Source organism: Mannheimia granulomatis (assembly GCF_011455695.1).
Lineage (GTDB): Bacteria > Pseudomonadota > Gammaproteobacteria > Enterobacterales > Pasteurellaceae > Mannheimia > Mannheimia granulomatis_A.
Genome location: NZ_CP015030.1, coordinates 931,614 through 949,569 on the forward strand (window position 1 = coordinate 931,614; position 17,956 = coordinate 949,569).

Here is a 17,956-nt window from a genome sequence, read left to right on the forward strand (position 1 = left end):
CATTATTGTAACAAGCGGTCAAAAAAATAGAAAGATTTGCAAAAAATTCAGCAAACTTGACCGCTTGTAACTGTGGTAAAGGAACAAAAGGCACAGTATAAAATCTGTGCCTTTAAGTTTTTATATTTAATTACGCTTGCGTATATTTCGGCTCTTTAAACACCGTTACTTCCGGTGCTTCGCCTTGGAATTTTTCCACTTGGACGATAGTCGTGTTCGGTGAGTTCGCTTGGGCAAGGTTGGAACTTGCTTCATCACGAGTTAGTACGTTCGGGCTACCGAATTTACATAACGGCTGTTCGGATTGGCCTAAATCTGCCGGGTCATACCACGCCCCTTCGTGTAAACAGACTGTGCCTTTGATGATGCCATCGGTTACCACCGCACCGGCAAGCACTTGACCACGTTTATTGAACAAACGCACCACATCGCCGTTTGCAATACCGCGAGCCGCCGCATCTTCGGTGTGAATTAATACCGGCTCACGTCCTGCTACAGTGTATTTTTCACGCAGTGAAGTGTGGCAAAGTTGGCTGTGTAAGCGGTAGTATGGGTGCGGAGTGACTAACGCTAATGGAGCTTCTGCCGTTACATTACCTGCAAATTCATCCGGCACGAACCAAGTTGGGTGACCTTTACAGTCATCATAGCCCATTTTCGCCACCACATCCGAGAAGATCTCAATTTTACCTGACGGTGTACCTAATGGGTTCAATAACGGATCGTTACGGAACTCTTCGTAGCGTACCCATTTTTTCGCTTTGTCAGCCGCTTTGAAAGTAACAGGTTTGTTTTCTGACCAGAACTTGTCGAAGTTCGGCATAATCACACGGTTTTTACGTGCCGCATCAAACGCTGTTTGGTAGAAACCTTTTAACCAATCCATTTCGGTTTTGCCTTCGGTGAATTTTGCTTCCACCCCTGCACGTTTTGAAAGCTCGGTGAAAATATCGTAATCACTTTTCGCTTCAAATTGCGGCTCTACCACTTGCTTCATCGGGAAGATGTACATCATCGAGTAATCGCCCGACATCGTGATGTCATTGCGTTCATAGCTGGTGGTGACAGGTAAGACAATATCCGCCATACGCGCGGTTGGCGTCCAGTTCACTTCATTGACAATAATGGTTTCAGGTTTTTGCCACGCTTTGACTTGTTTGTTGGTATCTTGCAAGTGCGTGAAAGGATTGCCACCTGCCCAATAGACTAATTTGATGTCTGGATAAGTAATTTCCGTGCCGTTAAATTTGATGGTTTTGCCCGGGTAAAGCAACGCATCAGCCACACGCGCCACAGGGAAGGAGAATTTAGACGCATCGTCCAACCACGATTTTTCACCTGCTTCTGCAGCTGTTGCGGTGATGGAACCGATAATACCGCCTGTCGCACTTGGCACACCACCGTTTGCATAGTGGTAACTAAAACCAAAACCGCCGCCCGGTAAGCCGATTTGACCGAGCATTGAAGCAAGGGTGACTAACATCCAGTGAGTTTGTTCTCCGTGGCGTTGGCGTTGCATTCCCCAACCGCCCATTAACATCGTACGTTTAGTCGCAAAATCATTGGCTAATTGCTTAATGGTTTCGGCCGGCACACCCGTGATTTTTGCTGCCCATTCGGCATCTTTCGGTTGGTTGTCTTCTTTACCTAATAAGTAACTTTCAAACTGCTCAAAACCTTTGGTATATTTTTTCAGGAAGGCTTGATCATGCTTGCCTTGGGTAACTAAGGTGTGTGCGATACCCATCATCAACGCTACGTCTGTTGCGGTGTTGGTTGGGATCCATTCTGCCCCTAAGAATTGGCAGGTTTCGCTTTTCACCGGGTCGATACAGATCACACGTTTGCCGCTGGCTTTCAGCTTGGTTAAGTATTCAATACCGTGTTGGTCGGTTGAAGTCCACGCATTGCGTAAGGTTAGCATTGGGTTTGCTGCCCAAAATACCACAATTTCGCTGTTTTCTAACACAACTTCCCAGCTGGTTTGCTGTTCATAAACCTCAATCGTGCCGAGAACGTGCGGCATAATTACTTGTGCTGCACCGGTGGAGAGGTCGCCTTTCACGCCTACAAAGCCGCCTGTCAAATTCAAATAACGGTGTAATAAGGTACGCGCAGCGTGTAATGCCCCCGAGCTGTACCAGCCGTAAGAACCAGCGAAAATACCACTTGCTCCGTGCTGTTCGGTGACTCGTTTGACTTCGCCTGCGACTAAATCTAACGCTTTATCCCAAGAGACACGCACCCACTCGTCACGGCCACGCAAGGTGGTGTCTTTGTTGCCTTCCAAATAACCTTTACGCACCATCGGGTATTTCACACGAGCCTCAGAATAGATCTGATCCGGCACAACGCTTTGCAGCTCGTTTTCAATCGTCATCGGCATGGCTGCACCCGATTTCACCGCTTTACCGTTTTCCACCACGACCCCGATCGGTCCCCAGTGCGCAGCAGTCATTACCGTTGTCATTTCAGCCGCTTTAGCACTGGTAGATGCTAACGCACCGACCACACCCGTGGTACTAGTCGCTAAACCGGCCCCCGCAGCTAAACCTAATGATGAATTTTTTAGAAAACCACGACGACTTGCGTTGATTTGGTCTTGTTTTTTCATTGTTCACCTCGTTTGAGATTAGTTCACGCTGGTTTTGCAGAAAAAAGAGGAAAAGATACCGCTTGTTGATACTCTTTGAGCTTTTGTAAGGGCGAATTGCAATTCACCCCTACAACGGTTTACCAAAGATAATCAACCATTCCACAAAACTATTGTGAAAGTTGAAAATACGACACCTTTCTAAGAGGAGTGGCTAATCCGTTTCCAAATTAACCATGTGTAATGTGAATTACAGGCACTGCATCCATATCTTGCGACTTAGGGTAACAGGCTCGGAGTCGGGGAAGTTTAAAGTAAATCGAGTTTAATGGTTGCTGCCTTTCATATCTTTGGCGTTACGTTGCAAATAAATCGTTACTGCACGCACATCATCAGCGGTCATTGAGGTACGATCTTTCATTGAGTTCACTACGCCAATCCACTGATTTGCAGTATAGTGATCGGCACCAATTGCTGCGTGACAACCGCTACAATGTGTTTGGTTTAAGTTATTACCGAAAGCATTAAGTGCCGCAACATTGGCTGTTACACTATTTTTATCCGCTAATACTTCAAAGCTAATCTCTTTCCAGTCAGAGTCAGTCACTTTATCGTGTACGGTCTGTTTAATAGTGACTTTTTTCTGCTCTTCATCACCAAGCAGTGCCACCATAATACGTTGTCCCATGCCTGCATAGACTACGCTTTCCGCACCAGTTTGCTGCCAGCCTTTCACGGTCGCTTTCACTTTGCCGTTTTCATCACGCCAATCGGTTAATTCAGCAAATGGCATTAAGCGCGCCTCTCCGCCTTCGGCAAACTGCATGGTTGTCATCGCAAGAGAGTAAAGGGTTTTATCACTGCTCGTAAATTCCGCCCCGTGTTTGGCTAACTCACCGGCAGCAGCGGCGCTATCTACCGACATCTCCGGCATAAAATGGACGATTCCTTTGTGACAATCAATACAGGTTTGGTTAGTTTCTTGGGCTAATTTATGCATTTTTTGAGCGGCTTCTTTTTGATCTGAAAGAACCATTGCCTCAAAGCTGTGGCACGAACGGCAAGTTGCGGAATCGTTATCTTTCATATCGTCCCAAACACGTTGAGCCATTTCTAAACGGTGGGCTTCATAAGCTTCTTGATCGGGCAATTTATTGGTAATAAAGGTATGCCAAACATCTTTTAAGGCAATGACTTTCGCTTTAAAATAATGCAAGCCATCTTGTGGAACATGGCAATCAGAACATTCAGCACGGATTCCTTTGCGGTTAGAGAAATGTATGCTACCTTCCCACTCTGCTTGTGGGTGAGTCATTGAATGGCAGCTAACACAAAACTCTGTTGAATTAGTTGCTTTCATCGCATATTGGCTACCACCCCAAATAGCAGCACCTAATGCCATAATGCCGACAAAAATGGCTGTTTTTTTCAACTTAGACATAAAACTCCCCCACTTAAAAACTAAAAATTAAAGACAAGGGAATTTTATTAACTCTCAAGAGGTATAAGCAATAAGTAAAAATACGTATTAACTCATTAGAGTTAGATGAATTTGATCTAAAACAAAAAAACAGGCAAAAATAAGATGGATTGAAATTCAATACACCTTGTTAGATTAGGCTTTAAATAAAAACCAAGGAGGAAGGACAAATTGCGAATCAGCAAATAAATCGGGCGCAATCACTGCACTTCTGCCTTGCTGTATCTGATAAATCAGTTGCGGCAGACTGATTGATAGATCCTTTGTTTCCGGATAAGTTAACCCAATTTGACTATCAGTATTAAAATAATAAGTACCATTCACTCCATGATGTGGCAGAGTACGAATGGCGTTAGATACTGCCTTGAAATGGCGAGGAGAAACGCTTTGCTTCCACGCCACTGCTAAAATATTCGTTTGATCATAAGCAATGCTAGCTTGCGAATAGGTTGGTTTACAACCAAAGAAATTTTCGTAATGCTGGCTAAATTGCTTGCCTAAATAGTTTTGGCTTAAGCCGCTATTGGTACTCCATAATACTCCCTCGCAAGTCTGCTCGTGCGGTAAAAAGGCAGAAGGGGCATAGATACTGTAAATAATTGCATTAGTCGGATTTTGGATAAATTCTTGGTGGAAATTTACAATATCTTCGGCAAAATACGAAGCCAGCACAATAATAGAAGGCGATAAATTATGTACCTGCCTCATCAAGTTATCATACGCATTTGGCTCTTGTGCAAGCTCAATATGGTCCACACGCCAACCCTGAACACGTAAATTAAGTGTAAGGCTTTCAATGCCAATATCCACTTTTTGCCATTTAACCGACACCACCATCACTGTTTTATTTTGTACCAAATGGGCATAATGATAACGGTAATAGCCTAAAAATTGGCAAACACCAGCGTTATAAGTGACATCGCTAGCACAGACTTGGAACATATTTTCAATTCGTTTGTTCTGTAAATTTTGTGCAAGTTTATTAGAGCCACTATGGGTGGCAATATGCAGATAAGGAATTCCTTCTGTAGCAATCAATTCGTGGACTTCGGGCAAATAGCAGGCATAAGCGGTAGAAATAGCATCAACCTCTTGTTCTAACAAATGATTGTAAGCATTTAAAATACTGGATTTATCTTTCACGCAAAAGCCAGCCTTAGCAATTTGTAGCTCACGACCATTAATTCCGCCTTGGCGATTAATCATTTCTACTGCTAATTGCGTGCCGTTGAGCAGCTCCCGAGTGTCAATTTCACCGATGCCTTGTTCCACATACGGCACACCAAGAATAATAGGGCGATGGCTATAATTATTAATCGAAAAGGTTGCAGGTTCATTCATTACAAGCGGTCGTTTTTCGTTTGTAATTTGCAAAGCGAGTTGTTCGATTTTAAAATTGGCAAGAATAGATTGTTCTATCTTACCCGGTGTTGGTAAGCAAATTAAATTTTCAGTAATAGCAAAGACAGCCAGTAGCGTTCGATTTTCTATTTTTGTTTTAGCAAAAATATTCTCAATGTGTTTATCCACCGTGCGTTTACTGATATTCAATACATTCGCAATCTCTTCATTACTCAGCCCGCTACTGATTAATGTTAATAGCTCAATTTCTCGTTTGCTCAGTTCAAATGGTAATGAGCTCTGCTCTACGTGTATTAAAGTAAACTCTTGATGGCGTTTTAACAGCACTTTAAGACAGTGTTGATTAGGCAAACAATAGAAAAAAGATAACGAAATTTGGTCTGAATAGAGAAATGCTTGAGCATAGAGGCAAAGTTGTTCCAACTGCGTTAAATACGCAACACCGGCTTTATTTTCCCATTCTAAAACCTCGCCTTGCTTGTTAATTAAACAAGACCATTGATTATTTTCAGCCATTCTTTTTCCCTAAGTAAAATTACCAAATTAAAATAACAAAATTACCTATTCAAAAAAATGATATAAATCAAACTAACCTGATTTAGTGACGACCTTCGTTTAAAATATACCACTATATACCTCTTGCTTAATGTACATTCTCCCTCTACAATAAAATCAATTTTACTCAGACTCCGAGCATAATTTCCTAACTCTAAAAATTAAAGACCAATTTTCGATATGGAATCTATGCCAGTAACAGCGTAGCTGTTCAAAGGATAACTTAGAAATGGGTTGTCCTCTCGTGTTTAGAAAGGTGTCAAATGCAATCTATTATCCCAATTAAAAACGTGGGTAATGATATTTCAGGGCTTGTTGATCGTTTTCAGCGTCAATATACCTATTTGCGATTATCCATTACTGATGTTTGTAACTTCCGTTGTAATTACTGCTTGCCTAACGGCTATCAGCCGCCTTCGCATAAGCAAACATTTCTTAAAGTAGATGAAATCCAACGTATTGCTAAAGCTTTTGCCAATTTAGGGACAGAAAAAATCCGCCTTACCGGTGGTGAGCCTACTTTACGTAAAGATTTTGCCGAAATTGCCCATACTATTGCACAAACTGCCGGCATCCGCAAAGTAGCATTGACCACTAACGGTTACCGAATGGAGCGGGATATTGCCCTTTGGCAGCAAGCAGGGATTACCGATATCAATGTGAGTGTGGATAGCCTAGACACCCGTCAATTTCAGTTGATCACTGGCGAAAACAAACTGCAATCTATACTAAAAGGTATTGATAAAGCCTTTGAGCTCGGCTACAAGAAAATCAAAGTCAATGCAGTTTTGATGAAACAATACACTGCCTCTGAACTGGATAGATTCCTTGCTTGGATTAAAGATAAACCGATTCAAATGCGCTTTATCGAACTAATGGAAACCGGCGAAATGGATAGCTTTTTCAAAGCCCAACATCTTTCCGGACAATCTGTGATGGAGCGTTTATTAAGAGAAGGTTGGCAGTTACAACCTAAGGCAATGTCAGACGGGCCTGCCAAAGTGCTTTCTCACCCTGATTATCAAGGCGAAATCGGCTTAATTATGCCGTATGAGAAAAATTTCTGTGCCTCATGTAACCGCCTTCGAGTGTCTGCCTTAGGCAAACTTCACCTCTGTTTATTTGGCGAGGAAGGCATTGATATTCGCGACTTATTGCAAAATGATGAGCAGCAACTGCAATTAGAGGCTCGTTTAAAATCTGCCCTTCAAGGCAAACGTGAGCATCACTATCTGCATATTGGGGATAGTGGGGTGAGAAATAATTTGGCGAGTATTGGTGGCTAACACGACCTAGCACTGCAAAGCCGTACTAGGTTACATAAGTCCAGCCCACCTGGGGCTATAACAAGCAGTTATATTTCACTAAAAATCCTAATATTAATTTCACAATCAGATTTAAAGAGAAAAACAAAAATGACAACCTTCACCCACATCAACCAAAACGGCGAAGCCAATATGGTCGATGTTTCAATGAAACAGGAAACCGTCCGTGTTGCTCGTGCCGAAGCCTTTGTGCGAATGAATGCAGAAACCTTGCAGATGATCATCAGCGGTAATCATCATAAAGGCGATGTATTTGCCACTGCCCGTATTGCGGGTATTCAAGCTGCGAAAAGAACCTGGGAGCTTATTCCGCTTTGCCACCCTTTGTTGCTATCTAAAGTAGAAGTTCAACTTGAGGCTCTGCCTGAAACCAACCAAGTTCGCATTGAATCTCTTTGTAAACTCACCGGGAAAACAGGTGTAGAAATGGAAGCCTTAACTGCAGCAAGTGTGGCGGCTCTTACTATCTATGATATGTGTAAGGCAGTGCAAAAAGATATGGTGATTGAAAATGTTCGCTTATTGCATAAAAGCGGCGGCAAATCAGGAGATTTCAACCTTGATTAAAGTATTATTTTTCGCTCAAGTGCGTGAGCTTGTCGCAACGGATATGTTAGAAGTAGAAGCCAATTTTGCTACGGCAGAAGAACTGCGTGAACATTTAAGCCAACAAGGTAAAAAATGGCAACTTGCATTAGAAAAAGGCAAATTATTAGTTGCAATTAACCAAACTATCTGCCCACTTGAAACAGAAATCAAAGATGGCGATGAAGTCGCATTCTTCCCACCGGTAACAGGGGGTTAAATGAATTCCACTTTAATTGAAGTGCAAGAAGCCGAATTTGACCAAAACCATATTTACCGTTGGTTAAGTGAACATCATAGTGTCGGGGCGACTACCCTTTTTGTTGGAAAAGTACGGGAAATGAATTTAGGCGATAACATTTCAGGCTTATACCTTGAACACTACCCTGCAATGACCAAAAAAGCCTTGCAAGAAATTGTTGATGAAGCCCGTAACCGTTGGGATTTACAGCGTGTTGCGGTTATCCATCGCATAGGGCAACTTCACACAGGTGATGAAATTGTGTTGGTTGGAGTAAGCTCCGAACACCGAGGTGATGCCTACCACGCCAATGAATTTATTATGGATTACCTCAAAACAAAAGCCCCATTTTGGAAACGCGAACAAACTCAAAATGGAGAGCGTTGGATTGAAGGCAGAGAAAGCGATCAGTTTGAGGCAGATAAATGGAAATAATCTGATATAATCATCAGAAATTTTGTGGGGGCGGGTTTTAACCCGCCCGCAATCTATTTATGGAATGGATAAAATGACAACACCTATCATCGATCTACAAATTGCCAGCGAAAACCAAGATAATTTACCTACACTTGAACAATTTACCCTTTGGGTAACAAAGGCATTAAGCATTGAGGCTCAAACAGAAAATTTTCCTGAAACCGAGTTAACTATTCGCATTGTAGATGAGGCAGAAAGCCACGAACTCAATCTTACTTACCGTGGCAAAGATAAACCTACTAACGTGCTTTCTTTCCCTTTTGAAGTACCTGAAGGTATTGAACTTCCCCTGTTAGGAGATTTAGTAATTTGTCGTCAAGTTGTGGAAAAAGAGGCTGTAGAACAAGCTATTTCACTTGAATCCCATTGGGCACATTTAGCGATTCACGGCACACTTCACTTATTAGGTTACGATCATTTAACCGATGAAGAAGCCGAAGAAATGGAAAGCTTAGAAACGGAAATTATGCAAAGTTTGGGGTACGAAGATCCCTATATTTCAGAAAAAGAATAATTTTATCATGCGTGCTTTAGTTATTGTGACCGACCATAAAAAGCTCTCTATTGAGTTAAATGCTCAAGGGGGCTATTTTTATCTTCCGGATACAGTTCAACAAATTAACGCATTTCCCTTTAACAATGCTAAAGCCATTTTAGGTAGAGAATACCCTTTCGCTATTTATGATATGCGTTCCGAAAATGGCGTGAATTTTAACCTTGAAGCATTTGCTATTCTTGCCGGCACTATTCAAGAAAACGGTACTTTATTTTTACTCTGCCCTGGATGGGATAGATTAGAGCAAGAAAAAGATTTTGATGCGTTACGTTGGAACGAAAATAACGCTATTGCCTGCCCGAATTTTTATCAACATTTTAAAAAACTCGCTGAGAAATTTGGTTTTCAAATACAAACAAGCCCGATAGAACTCACAACAAGCGGTTATTTTTCAGCAAAATCTTGCAGCTTCGATTTAACGCCAGAACAGCAAAAAATCTTGCAAAATCTACCGCTTGATCTTGCCGATATTCATTTAATTACCGCACCGCGTGGTCGGGGAAAATCCACCCTTGCCGGCTTACTTGCAAGTGAATTAGCAAAACAACATAAAGTGCTAATTACTGCCCCTTCTTTGGCAGTCTTGCCAAGTTTTTTACGTTCGTTAGCAAACGAGGAAATACCCTTTTTTGCCCCAGATAATTTATTAGAGCAGGTTCAGCAACTCAAGATTTCCCGCCACCAATGGCTTTTTGTGGACGAAGCAGCAAGCCTGCCTTTACCTATGCTCAACCGGCTTTGCCACTATTTTGATAAAGTGGTACTAACTACCACAACCTACAATTACGAAGGTACAGGGCGTGGTTTTTCCTTTAAGTTTTTACCTCAACTTAGCCGTTCAAATAAACATTGGCAACTCACCAAACCACTTCGTTGGGCAGAAAATGATCCGTTGGAGCAATTTGTCAATGAATTGCTTTTGCTTGAGGAATCAGAACAAAGTAGTGATTTAGCCAATTTCTATCAGTTACTCGCCCATGCGCATTACAAAACAACCCCAACTGATTTACGCAGATTATTTGACGGTGAACAGCAAATTTTGCATCAGAAATATCAAGATGAGCAACTTATCGGAGGCATTTGGGCGGTAAATGAAGGCAATTTAGATGAAAATCTGACTCAAGCAATTTGGCAAGGCAAACGCCGTCCGCAAGGTAGTTTAGTTGCCCAATATCTCTGCTTTCAAGGCAATCTGCCGCAGGCTTGTCAGTTGCATTCTGTGCGAATTTCCCGCATTGCGGTTAAGCCTGAAATGCAAAATCAAGGCATTGGCAAGCGGTTAGTTTCTGATTTTATTTTGCAAATTTCTGAAAAAAAACAACCGCTTGATTTTATTTCCGTTAGCTTTGGGCTTACCGAACTGCTCTACCGTTTTTGGTCTGCTTGTGGTTTTCGACTTGTGCAGGTTACCCCGAATAAAGAAGCCAGCAGTGGCTATCGTAGTGCAATGATGATTTATCCACTTTCTGCACAAGGCGAACAATTTTGCCAAGAAGCGGTGCAAGCCTTTAGACGTAATTTTGCCCTACAACCGTTTTTTAGCGTAATTTGTGCCGATTTGCAAAATTTTTGTCAATTTCAACCGCTTGCAGAGCTGAATTTAAGTGATGCAGATTGGCAAAACTTACAAGGTTTTGTGGAACAGCAACGCACTTTCTCCGCGGTTTATGTCAGCCTAAAACGACTTTATCATTCAGATAGACAAAAACTCGCTTTTTTAGACAATATTTTTGAGCAGGAAAACGCCGAGAGCTTAAAACAGCCTAAATCGTGGTTAGAAAATTGTCGAAAAATATTACAAGAGCAGTTAAATTTTAAAACTCATTAAAATAAGTTATGGTTTGTATCAATTTTTTTATGCTTTCCCCTTGCTAATTTTTCAATTTAGCCGTATAAATTCACTGTTTATTTTTTTAATTGTAAGAGGATTTCCAATGTCAATGTTTAGTCATATTCAAGCAGCTCCGGCAGACCCTATTTTAGGCTTAGGGGAAGCATTTAAAGCAGAAACTCGCCCTGGCAAAATCAACCTTGGTATCGGCGTTTATATGACCGATGAGGGCAAAACCCCTATCGTAAAAGCCGTAAAAGAAGCAGAAAAACGTTTATTGGAAACAGAAACCAGCAAAACTTATCTTACTATTGATGGTGTACAAGCGTTTAATGCACAAACTCAAGCCTTACTATTCGGTGAAAATGCAGAAGTAATTACTTCTGGTCGTGCTAAAACCGCTCAAAGTTTAGGTGGCACAGGGGCATTACGTATTGCGGCTGAGTTTATTAAACGCCATACAGCAGCGAAGAATGTGTGGATTTCTACTCCAACTTGGCCAAACCATAATGCAATTTTTGATGCTGTAGGCATTAATGTAAAAGGCTATCGTTATTACAATAAAGAGACCAACGGCTTGGATTGGGATAATTTACTTGCCGACTTAAGCCAAGCAGAAGCGGGCGATGTGGTATTACTGCACGGTTGCTGTCATAACCCAACAGGGATTGACCCTACAGCCGCACAGTGGGAGCAATTAGCCGCATTATCCGCAGAAAAAGGTTGGTTGCCACTCTTTGACTTTGCCTATCAAGGCTTTGCTAATGGTTTAGAAGAAGATGCTTACGGTTTAAGAGCCTTTGCAAAAAATAACCGTGAATTATTAGTGGCAAGCTCATTCTCCAAAAACTTCGGTTTATATAACGAGCGTGTAGGGGCGTTTACTTTAATTGCGGATAACGCAGATGATGCTAACCGTGCATTTACGCAAATCAAATCGATTATTCGTGTGCTTTACTCTAACCCGTCAGCTCACGGTGCAAGTGCCGTTGCATTAGCATTAGCTGATCCTGAATTAAAAGCACAATGGATTGAAGAGTTAGACGAAATGCGTAACCGCATTAAAGATATGCGTAATCAACTTGTTCAATTATTGAAAGAAAAAGGGGCAACCCAAGATTTCTCTTTCATTACCGAACAAAACGGTATGTTCTCATTCAGCGGTTTAACGCCAGAACAAGTCGATAAATTAAAAGATGACTTTGCAATTTATGCTGTACGTTCAGGCCGTATCAATGTGGCTGGAATCACCAGCAAAAATATTGATAAATTAGCAGAAGCAATCGTGAAAGTGCTTTAGTCTAAAGACTAGAAAATGTACAAAAGGCGAACATCACAGTTCGCCTTTATTTTGAGTTAGTTCTGCTAGTTATCTAACCAAAGCATAAAGTCTGCAACAGTATAGAATGAACCGAATACCAATATAATATCTTCTGCTTTCGCTTTTTCAAATAACATAAGACCGGCTTCAGGCACAGTTTGATAGCTGCAAGCGGTCGAATTTGGCAAAACTTTTGCAAGTTTTTCAAGCACGGCTTCGCCAGTTTGGCCACGCCAGCAATCTAAGCCTGCACAATACCATTCATCAATCACATTATCTAACGGCTTAACAATGCCCGATAAATCTTTATCTTCCAACGCACTAAATATCGCATAAATTTTCTGATTCGGCTGTCTTAATGCTTGAAGACGTTCAGCCAAGTAACGAGCAGCATGCGGGTTATGCCCTACATCAATAATCACTTGTGCAAGCGGTCGTTTTTGCGAAAATTTTGCAAAATCTTGATCCGTTAAAAGCTGAAAACGGGCGGTCATTTGAGCTTCGCTCAATGCTTCTCGGATAATTTGTTCATCAATTTCAAACGGTAATTGCATTAATGCCGCTAATGCCGTGCCTGCATTTGGAATTGGAATTAATGGTAGTGGTAAATCTTTAAAAGATTTTTCTTTAGAATACCAATGAAATAGATTGTTTTTAATTTCAAAATGCCAATCGTGATTCCGATAAAAAGCGTTACAATTTAACGATTTTGCCATTTCTCTAATGGAATTAGGGCAATTCGGCTCACCAATAATCACAGGAATATTTTCACGGAAAATACCGGCCTTTTCACGCCCGATATCTTCACGGTTATCGCCTAAGAAAGCAACGTGGTCAATATCAATAGAGGTAATAATCGCCATGTTTGGTGAAACAATATTGGTTGCATCTAAACGCCCACCTAAGCCCACTTCTAAAATAGCAACATCAACTTTATGCTGCTTAAAAAGCTGCAAAGCTGAAAGCGTACTAAACTCAAAATAAGTAAGTGAAGCGGTCTTTTTTGCATAAATTTCTGCAAATGCTTGAATATGCTCGCTATCGGGCAACAACTCGCCGTTAATTCGTACGCGTTCATTATAGCAAATCAAATGCGGAGATGAATAAACACCCACGCGAAAGCCGGCTTTTAGCAAAGCGACTTCCAACAAACGACAAGTAGAACCTTTACCGTTCGTACCGCCAACAGTAATCACATAAGGAGCCGGTGTAAGTAAATCCAAGCCTTCAGCCACAGAAGTAATGCGTTCTAAACCCATATCAATAGGTTTGCTGTGGGCTTGCTCTAAATAGGAAAGCCACGTTTCCAAAGAATCCGTGGCTTTAGGCATAATTAATGTATTCATTAATGATAATCGGTTTATTCAACGTCTTCTACAACCAATTCTGCCACTTTAAACGGCGTTGGTTGATTGGTTAATTTTGCACAAATACGGGCAAGAGCATCACGCATTTCTTTACGAGGCACGATCATATCAATTGCCCCATGTTCTAATAAAAATTCAGCACGCTGAAAGCCTTCCGGCAATTTTTCACGCACGGTTTGCTCAATAACACGAGGACCAGCAAAACCGATTAATGCTTTAGGCTCAGCAATATTAATATCGCCCAACATCGCAAGGCTCGCTGAAACACCGCCTAAAGTCGGGTCAGTTAATACTGAAATAAAAGGCACGCCCTGCTCTTTCATTTTAGCTAAAATCGCACTGGTTTTTGCCATTTGCATTAAAGAGAATAACGCCTCTTGCATACGAGCTCCGCCTGATGCGGAGAAGCAGATAAACGGAATTTTTTCTGCTAAGGCTTTTTCTGCGGCTTTTACAAATTTAGCGCCGACCACAGAACCCATTGAACCGCCCATAAACTCAAAATTAAATGAGGCAGTCACTACCGGCATATCATATAATTTACCGGCAAGTACAATAAAAGAATCTTTCTCTCCGGTTTGTTTTTGAGCAGCAGTTAAACGATCTTTATATTTTTTCAGATCTTTAAATTTCAGTACATCTTGCGGTTCTAAATCAGCTGCAATTTCTACAGCAGTATCTTTATCTAAGAGATTTAATAAACGTGTACGTGCATCAATACGCATATGATGATCACATTTCGGGCAAACATACTGATTACGCTGCAATTCTTCGCTATATAATACTTGTTCGCAACTTGTACATTTTGTCCAAACACCTTCCGGGACTTTCGATTTTGCACTACTTGATGAAGATGAATCTCTACCTAAAATTCTTTCTAACCAGCTCATTTTTATTCCTTTTGGATTGAGTTGTGGGGATAACAAAAATTCCGTCTATTAAAGCACAATTTAGTATTTTTTGATACGTTTTATTGACATATCAGATCACTAAGCGTGCGTATAAGTCCGGTAAAAAAACGCAATTAACAGAATGACTAACATCACAATAATTTGAATTAAGCGTTTTTTAGTTAACTTTTCAGCCGCCATTTCTTTTCCGTTTGTGTTTAAAATTGGCTTATTATAAGCGAAAACCCTTCTCATATGCTAGAATTTGCAAAATTTCAGAGAAAAATGACCGCTTGTAAAAGGAAAAAATATGGCAACTATCGAACAATTTCTTGATATAGTGGCACAACTTCGCCACCCAGAAAATGGCTGTCCATGGGATGTAAAACAGAATTTTGACACCATGCTTCCCCATTTATTGGAGGAAACGTATGAAGTTGCTGAGGCCATTCATACCCAAGACCGCTCTGCTTTGCGTGAAGAATTAGGCGATTTATTACTACAAGTGGTGTTTTTAAGTCAGTTAGCAAAAGAAGAAGGTTCTTTTACTTTTGAGGATGTGGTAAGTGATATTCACGATAAATTGATTTATCGTCACCCTCACGTTTTTGGCGATGTGAAAGCCACTAACAGTGAAGAAGCGTTAAAAAACTGGGAAACACAAAAAGCGAATGATGAAAAACATCTGCAACAAGAATCTATTTTAGATGATTTACCCTTTGCCTTACCCGCCCTTACTCGTGCCAATAAATTACAAAAACGGTGTGCTAAGGTCGGATTTGATTGGGATAATCCGCAAGATGTGTTAGCTAAAGTAGAAGAAGAACTAGATGAAGTGAAAGCGGAAATAGCTCAATTTCCACAACGGGCAACAGAACTTGCAGAAGAATTAGGCGATCTATTATTTGCAACTGTAAATTTATGTCGTCATTATCATACCGATGCTGAAGAAAATTTACGTAATGCGAATGTCAAATTCGAAGGTCGTTTCAGGAAAGTGGAAGAAATCGTAAAGAAATCAGGAAAAACAGTAAAAGAGTGTAAATTAGCAGAATTAGATGAAATTTGGCACAAAATAAAAAGGGTAGAATAATTCATTTTGCTTGTTATAATATGAGCAGCTTGTAAGTTTTATTTATAAAATAAAAAACAGCTAACATACATAAATTCTATAGGAAATATACTATGTCAAAAATCTTATTAATAGATGATGATATTGAATTTACTGAATTATTGACCGAACTATTATCATTAGAAGGATTCGATATGACTGTTGTTCATAACGGTCAATCTGGATTAGACGCATTAAAATCAAATAGTAATTATGACTTAATTCTACTTGATGTAATGATGCCTGTGCTTAATGGTATTGAAACCTTAAAACAAATAAGGCAAAAATATTCGTTACCCGTGCTAATGCTGAGTGCTAGAGATGATGAAATCGATCGTATCCTGGGATTAGAATTAGGTGCTGATGATTATTTACCAAAACCATTTAATGACCGTGAATTGGTCGCACGAATGAAGGCAATTTTACGTAGAACTGCCTCAACGATACAATCTAAAGAAAAAGATGGCACATCACCACAGGGTATTGATGAAAACTCGTCTAAATTATTGCATTTTGCAGGTGTAGAATTACATTCAGGTCGCCAGCAAGCCTCCTATCAAGGAAAAGATTTAGATTTAACCGGTACTGAATTTGCTCTTCTCAAAATTTTAGTCCGTAGCCCCGGTGAAATATTATCTCGAGAATTACTCAGCATGGAGATTTTAGGTAAAAACCTAACACCTTATGATCGTGCTATCGATATGCATATTTCTAACCTTCGTAAAAAACTTCCGGAACGTGAAGATGGTCTCCCCTGGTTTAAAACGCTAAGAGGTAGAGGTTACTTACTTGTAACTGAAAAATAATCTAACCAAATCCCTAGATGCTCTAATTTTAGGGATTTTTGTATTTTTACACTATGTCATTATTAAAAAAATTCTTAAATTTTAGAAAACGTTTAGCTTATAAGCTGATTACCTATTACGGTTTCTTACTTATTACATTAGTTACGATAGCATTTAACTTCAATAAATTTGATGCTCGTAATTTTTCATCCCTTTCAGTAAAAGATCAAACCTACTTCAAAAATGAAAGTATTCATACTCAAGAAAGTTTAAACCTTGATGAAATTTTCGAAAATAATTTATCTGTTGAAACGGCAAACGGGTTTGATGTTATTTTACAAGACAAAAAAACCGGCACTTTAAGTGGGGTAAATCAAAGTAATATCAAAGCATTACAATCTTTTATCTATGAAACATCTAAAATGGATGAGCCTCAACAACGCCGTTTTGAAAATAGTGAAATCTATGGCCCGTTTTCAGTTATATCTGAAACAAATACTTATAACCAATATTTTATTAAAGCAGTAGACGCACAAGAAGAGTGGATTAACACTATTTTAGATACCCCAATCCTTATGGTTCTTATACTGATGTTCTTAGGTATGCCTCTGTTATGGTGGATGTCTTTTAAAATTACCCAACCGGTCCAGAATCTGACCATATCAGCAAATGCTGTTGCTACCGGTCAGCTGGAAACCAATCCGAAATTAGAAACTGAGGGGATTTATGAAATTAGAGAGGTAGGTAAAAGCTTTAACCATATGGTGACTAGTTTAAAACTACTAACTCAGCATCAGCAAAGAATCATTTCCGATATTTCACATGAGCTAAAAACGCCATTAGCGCGCTTGCAATTGGCTCTAGCAATTTTGCGTCGCAAAACGGGAGAAGTTGCAGAAATCAATCGTATTGAAGCAGAAGTTGGTAAGTTAGACCAAATGGTTAAAGATCTTTTAGCTATTTCTCGTCAGCAACTCAATTATCAAATCCAAAAAAGTATTTTTACTATTGATGAAATTTGGGTGAATGTTCTAGAAGATGCTAAATTTGAAACTTCACAAAATAATATTGTACTGATCATCAAGCAGAATATTAAATACCCTGCTCAATATTCTATTAACGGTGCAGTTAACTCATTAACAAGTGCTTTGGAGAACTTAATTCGTAATGGACAAAAATACGCCAAGCAACTGCTTTCAGTTTCTATAGATATCCAAGATGAAAATTTGGTTTTAGTCGTTGAAGATGATGGTAATGGTGTTCCTGAACATGAGTATGAAAATATTTTTAAACCGTTTTACCGTGTAGATGAAGCAAGAGCGAGAGAAACCGGTGGAACCGGTCTAGGTTTGGCGATTGTACAGAATGCCGTTCAACAACATCAAGGACATATTCAAGTAAGTAAAAGTGAGATGGGTGGTTTAAAAGTTAAGTTACAAATCCCACTTTGGACACATAAAGAATAAAATCCTTTGCA

At 40.1% G+C, this 17,956-nt stretch carries 15 protein-coding genes and 2 riboswitches; of the genes, 10 read left to right on the forward strand and 5 right to left on the reverse strand.

Features of this window, described 5'->3' with window-relative positions:
* Nucleotides 1–130 precede the first annotated feature (130 nt).
* The 3 genes from torA to A4G16_RS04520 form a co-directional block, all read right to left on the reverse strand.
* On the reverse strand, nucleotides 131–2,614 hold the full coding sequence (gene torA, locus A4G16_RS04510) for a trimethylamine-N-oxide reductase TorA (RefSeq protein ID WP_165888877.1): 2,484 nt from the start codon (nucleotides 2,612–2,614) through the stop codon (nucleotides 131–133).
* 157 nt (nucleotides 2,615–2,771) lie between these two features.
* A riboswitch (molybdenum cofactor riboswitch) is annotated at nucleotides 2,772–2,904 on the reverse strand.
* 14 nt (nucleotides 2,905–2,918) lie between these two features.
* A complete protein-coding gene (locus A4G16_RS04515) occupies nucleotides 2,919–4,034 on the reverse strand; it encodes a NapC/NirT family cytochrome c (RefSeq protein ID WP_165888878.1) in 1,116 nt (371 codons plus the stop codon).
* A 174-nt stretch (nucleotides 4,035–4,208) separates the two neighbouring features.
* On the reverse strand, nucleotides 4,209–5,951 hold the full coding sequence (locus tag A4G16_RS04520) for a LuxR C-terminal-related transcriptional regulator (protein ID WP_165888879.1): 1,743 nt from the start codon (nucleotides 5,949–5,951) through the stop codon (nucleotides 4,209–4,211).
* Nucleotides 5,952–6,110: 159 nt separating this feature from the next.
* A riboswitch (molybdenum cofactor riboswitch) is annotated at nucleotides 6,111–6,265 on the forward strand.
* Here A4G16_RS04520 and moaA point away from each other — a divergent pair.
* The 7 genes from moaA (at nucleotide 6,254) to A4G16_RS04555 (ending at nucleotide 12,305) form a co-directional block, all read left to right on the forward strand.
* Nucleotides 6,254–7,276 (forward strand): GTP 3',8-cyclase MoaA, encoded by a 1,023-nt coding sequence (gene moaA / locus A4G16_RS04525; protein ID WP_165888880.1) that lies wholly within the window; start codon nucleotides 6,254–6,256, stop codon nucleotides 7,274–7,276. Its footprint overlaps the riboswitch before it by 12 nt.
* A 129-nt stretch (nucleotides 7,277–7,405) precedes the next feature.
* Nucleotides 7,406–7,882 (forward strand): cyclic pyranopterin monophosphate synthase MoaC, encoded by a 477-nt coding sequence (gene moaC, locus A4G16_RS04530; RefSeq protein WP_165888881.1) that lies wholly within the window; start codon nucleotides 7,406–7,408, stop codon nucleotides 7,880–7,882.
* A complete protein-coding gene (moaD, locus tag A4G16_RS04535) occupies nucleotides 7,875–8,120 on the forward strand; it encodes a molybdopterin synthase sulfur carrier subunit (RefSeq protein WP_165888882.1) in 246 nt (81 codons plus the stop codon). Before moaC ends, moaD begins: the two co-directional genes overlap by 8 nt.
* Nucleotides 8,121–8,576 carry a molybdopterin synthase catalytic subunit MoaE gene (gene moaE, locus A4G16_RS04540; RefSeq protein WP_165888883.1) on the forward strand — a complete coding sequence of 152 codons (456 nt, stop codon included), beginning with the start codon at nucleotides 8,121–8,123 and terminating at the stop codon, nucleotides 8,574–8,576.
* A gap of 73 nt (nucleotides 8,577–8,649) precedes the next feature.
* Complete coding sequence (gene ybeY / locus A4G16_RS04545) at nucleotides 8,650–9,132, forward strand: rRNA maturation RNase YbeY (protein ID WP_165888884.1); 483 nt, start codon at nucleotides 8,650–8,652, stop codon at nucleotides 9,130–9,132.
* 7 nt (nucleotides 9,133–9,139) lie between these two features.
* Entirely contained in the window at nucleotides 9,140–11,002 is a 1,863-nt protein-coding gene (locus A4G16_RS04550) for a GNAT family N-acetyltransferase (RefSeq protein WP_165888885.1), read from the forward strand.
* Nucleotides 11,003–11,108: 106 nt separating this feature from the next.
* Nucleotides 11,109–12,305 carry an amino acid aminotransferase gene (locus A4G16_RS04555; RefSeq protein ID WP_165888886.1) on the forward strand — a complete coding sequence of 399 codons (1,197 nt, stop codon included), beginning with the start codon at nucleotides 11,109–11,111 and terminating at the stop codon, nucleotides 12,303–12,305.
* 65 nt (nucleotides 12,306–12,370) lie between these two features.
* On the opposite strand, the gene folC is transcribed toward A4G16_RS04555, so the two are convergent.
* Both folC and accD read right to left on the reverse strand, forming a co-directional pair.
* A complete protein-coding gene (gene folC / locus A4G16_RS04560) occupies nucleotides 12,371–13,672 on the reverse strand; it encodes a bifunctional tetrahydrofolate synthase/dihydrofolate synthase (RefSeq protein WP_165888887.1) in 1,302 nt (433 codons plus the stop codon).
* Between the two features lie 14 nt (nucleotides 13,673–13,686).
* Entirely contained in the window at nucleotides 13,687–14,583 is an 897-nt protein-coding gene (accD, locus tag A4G16_RS04565; RefSeq protein ID WP_027074554.1) for an acetyl-CoA carboxylase, carboxyltransferase subunit beta, read from the reverse strand.
* Nucleotides 14,584–14,893: 310 nt separating this feature from the next.
* Between accD and mazG the strand changes: the two genes are divergently transcribed.
* The 3 genes from mazG (at nucleotide 14,894) to cpxA (ending at nucleotide 17,945) form a co-directional block, all read left to right on the forward strand.
* Nucleotides 14,894–15,676 carry a nucleoside triphosphate pyrophosphohydrolase gene (gene mazG, locus A4G16_RS04570; RefSeq protein WP_165888888.1) on the forward strand — a complete coding sequence of 261 codons (783 nt, stop codon included), beginning with the start codon at nucleotides 14,894–14,896 and terminating at the stop codon, nucleotides 15,674–15,676.
* A gap of 92 nt (nucleotides 15,677–15,768) precedes the next feature.
* A complete protein-coding gene (locus tag A4G16_RS04575; protein ID WP_165888889.1) occupies nucleotides 15,769–16,500 on the forward strand; it encodes a response regulator in 732 nt (243 codons plus the stop codon).
* Nucleotides 16,501–16,553: 53 nt separating this feature from the next.
* Nucleotides 16,554–17,945 (forward strand): envelope stress sensor histidine kinase CpxA, encoded by a 1,392-nt coding sequence (gene cpxA, locus A4G16_RS04580; protein WP_165888890.1) that lies wholly within the window; start codon nucleotides 16,554–16,556, stop codon nucleotides 17,943–17,945.
* Nucleotides 17,946–17,956: the final 11 nt, after the last annotated feature.

What these genes read in the sequence shown, in the direction of transcription:
- torA (WP_165888877.1), bottom strand. Translation starts at nt 2,614, where the DNA reads ATGAAAAAACAAGACCAAATCAACGCAAGTCGTCGTGGTTTTCTAAAA.
- A4G16_RS04515 (WP_165888878.1), bottom strand. Translation starts at nt 4,034, where the DNA reads ATGTCTAAGTTGAAAAAAACAGCCATTTTTGTCGGCATTATGGCATTA.
- A4G16_RS04520 (WP_165888879.1), bottom strand. Translation starts at nt 5,951, where the DNA reads ATGGCTGAAAATAATCAATGGTCTTGTTTAATTAACAAGCAAGGCGAG.
- moaA (WP_165888880.1), top strand. Translation starts at nt 6,254, where the DNA reads ATGCAATCTATTATCCCAATTAAAAACGTGGGTAATGATATTTCAGGG.
- moaC (WP_165888881.1), top strand. Translation starts at nt 7,406, where the DNA reads ATGACAACCTTCACCCACATCAACCAAAACGGCGAAGCCAATATGGTC.
- moaE (WP_165888883.1), top strand. Translation starts at nt 8,121, where the DNA reads ATGAATTCCACTTTAATTGAAGTGCAAGAAGCCGAATTTGACCAAAAC.
- ybeY (WP_165888884.1), top strand. Translation starts at nt 8,650, where the DNA reads ATGACAACACCTATCATCGATCTACAAATTGCCAGCGAAAACCAAGAT.
- A4G16_RS04550 (WP_165888885.1), top strand. Translation starts at nt 9,140, where the DNA reads ATGCGTGCTTTAGTTATTGTGACCGACCATAAAAAGCTCTCTATTGAG.
- A4G16_RS04555 (WP_165888886.1), top strand. Translation starts at nt 11,109, where the DNA reads ATGTCAATGTTTAGTCATATTCAAGCAGCTCCGGCAGACCCTATTTTA.
- folC (WP_165888887.1), bottom strand. Translation starts at nt 13,672, where the DNA reads ATGAATACATTAATTATGCCTAAAGCCACGGATTCTTTGGAAACGTGG.
- accD (WP_027074554.1), bottom strand. Translation starts at nt 14,583, where the DNA reads ATGAGCTGGTTAGAAAGAATTTTAGGTAGAGATTCATCTTCATCAAGT.
- mazG (WP_165888888.1), top strand. Translation starts at nt 14,894, where the DNA reads ATGGCAACTATCGAACAATTTCTTGATATAGTGGCACAACTTCGCCAC.
- A4G16_RS04575 (WP_165888889.1), top strand. Translation starts at nt 15,769, where the DNA reads ATGTCAAAAATCTTATTAATAGATGATGATATTGAATTTACTGAATTA.
- cpxA (WP_165888890.1), top strand. Translation starts at nt 16,554, where the DNA reads ATGTCATTATTAAAAAAATTCTTAAATTTTAGAAAACGTTTAGCTTAT.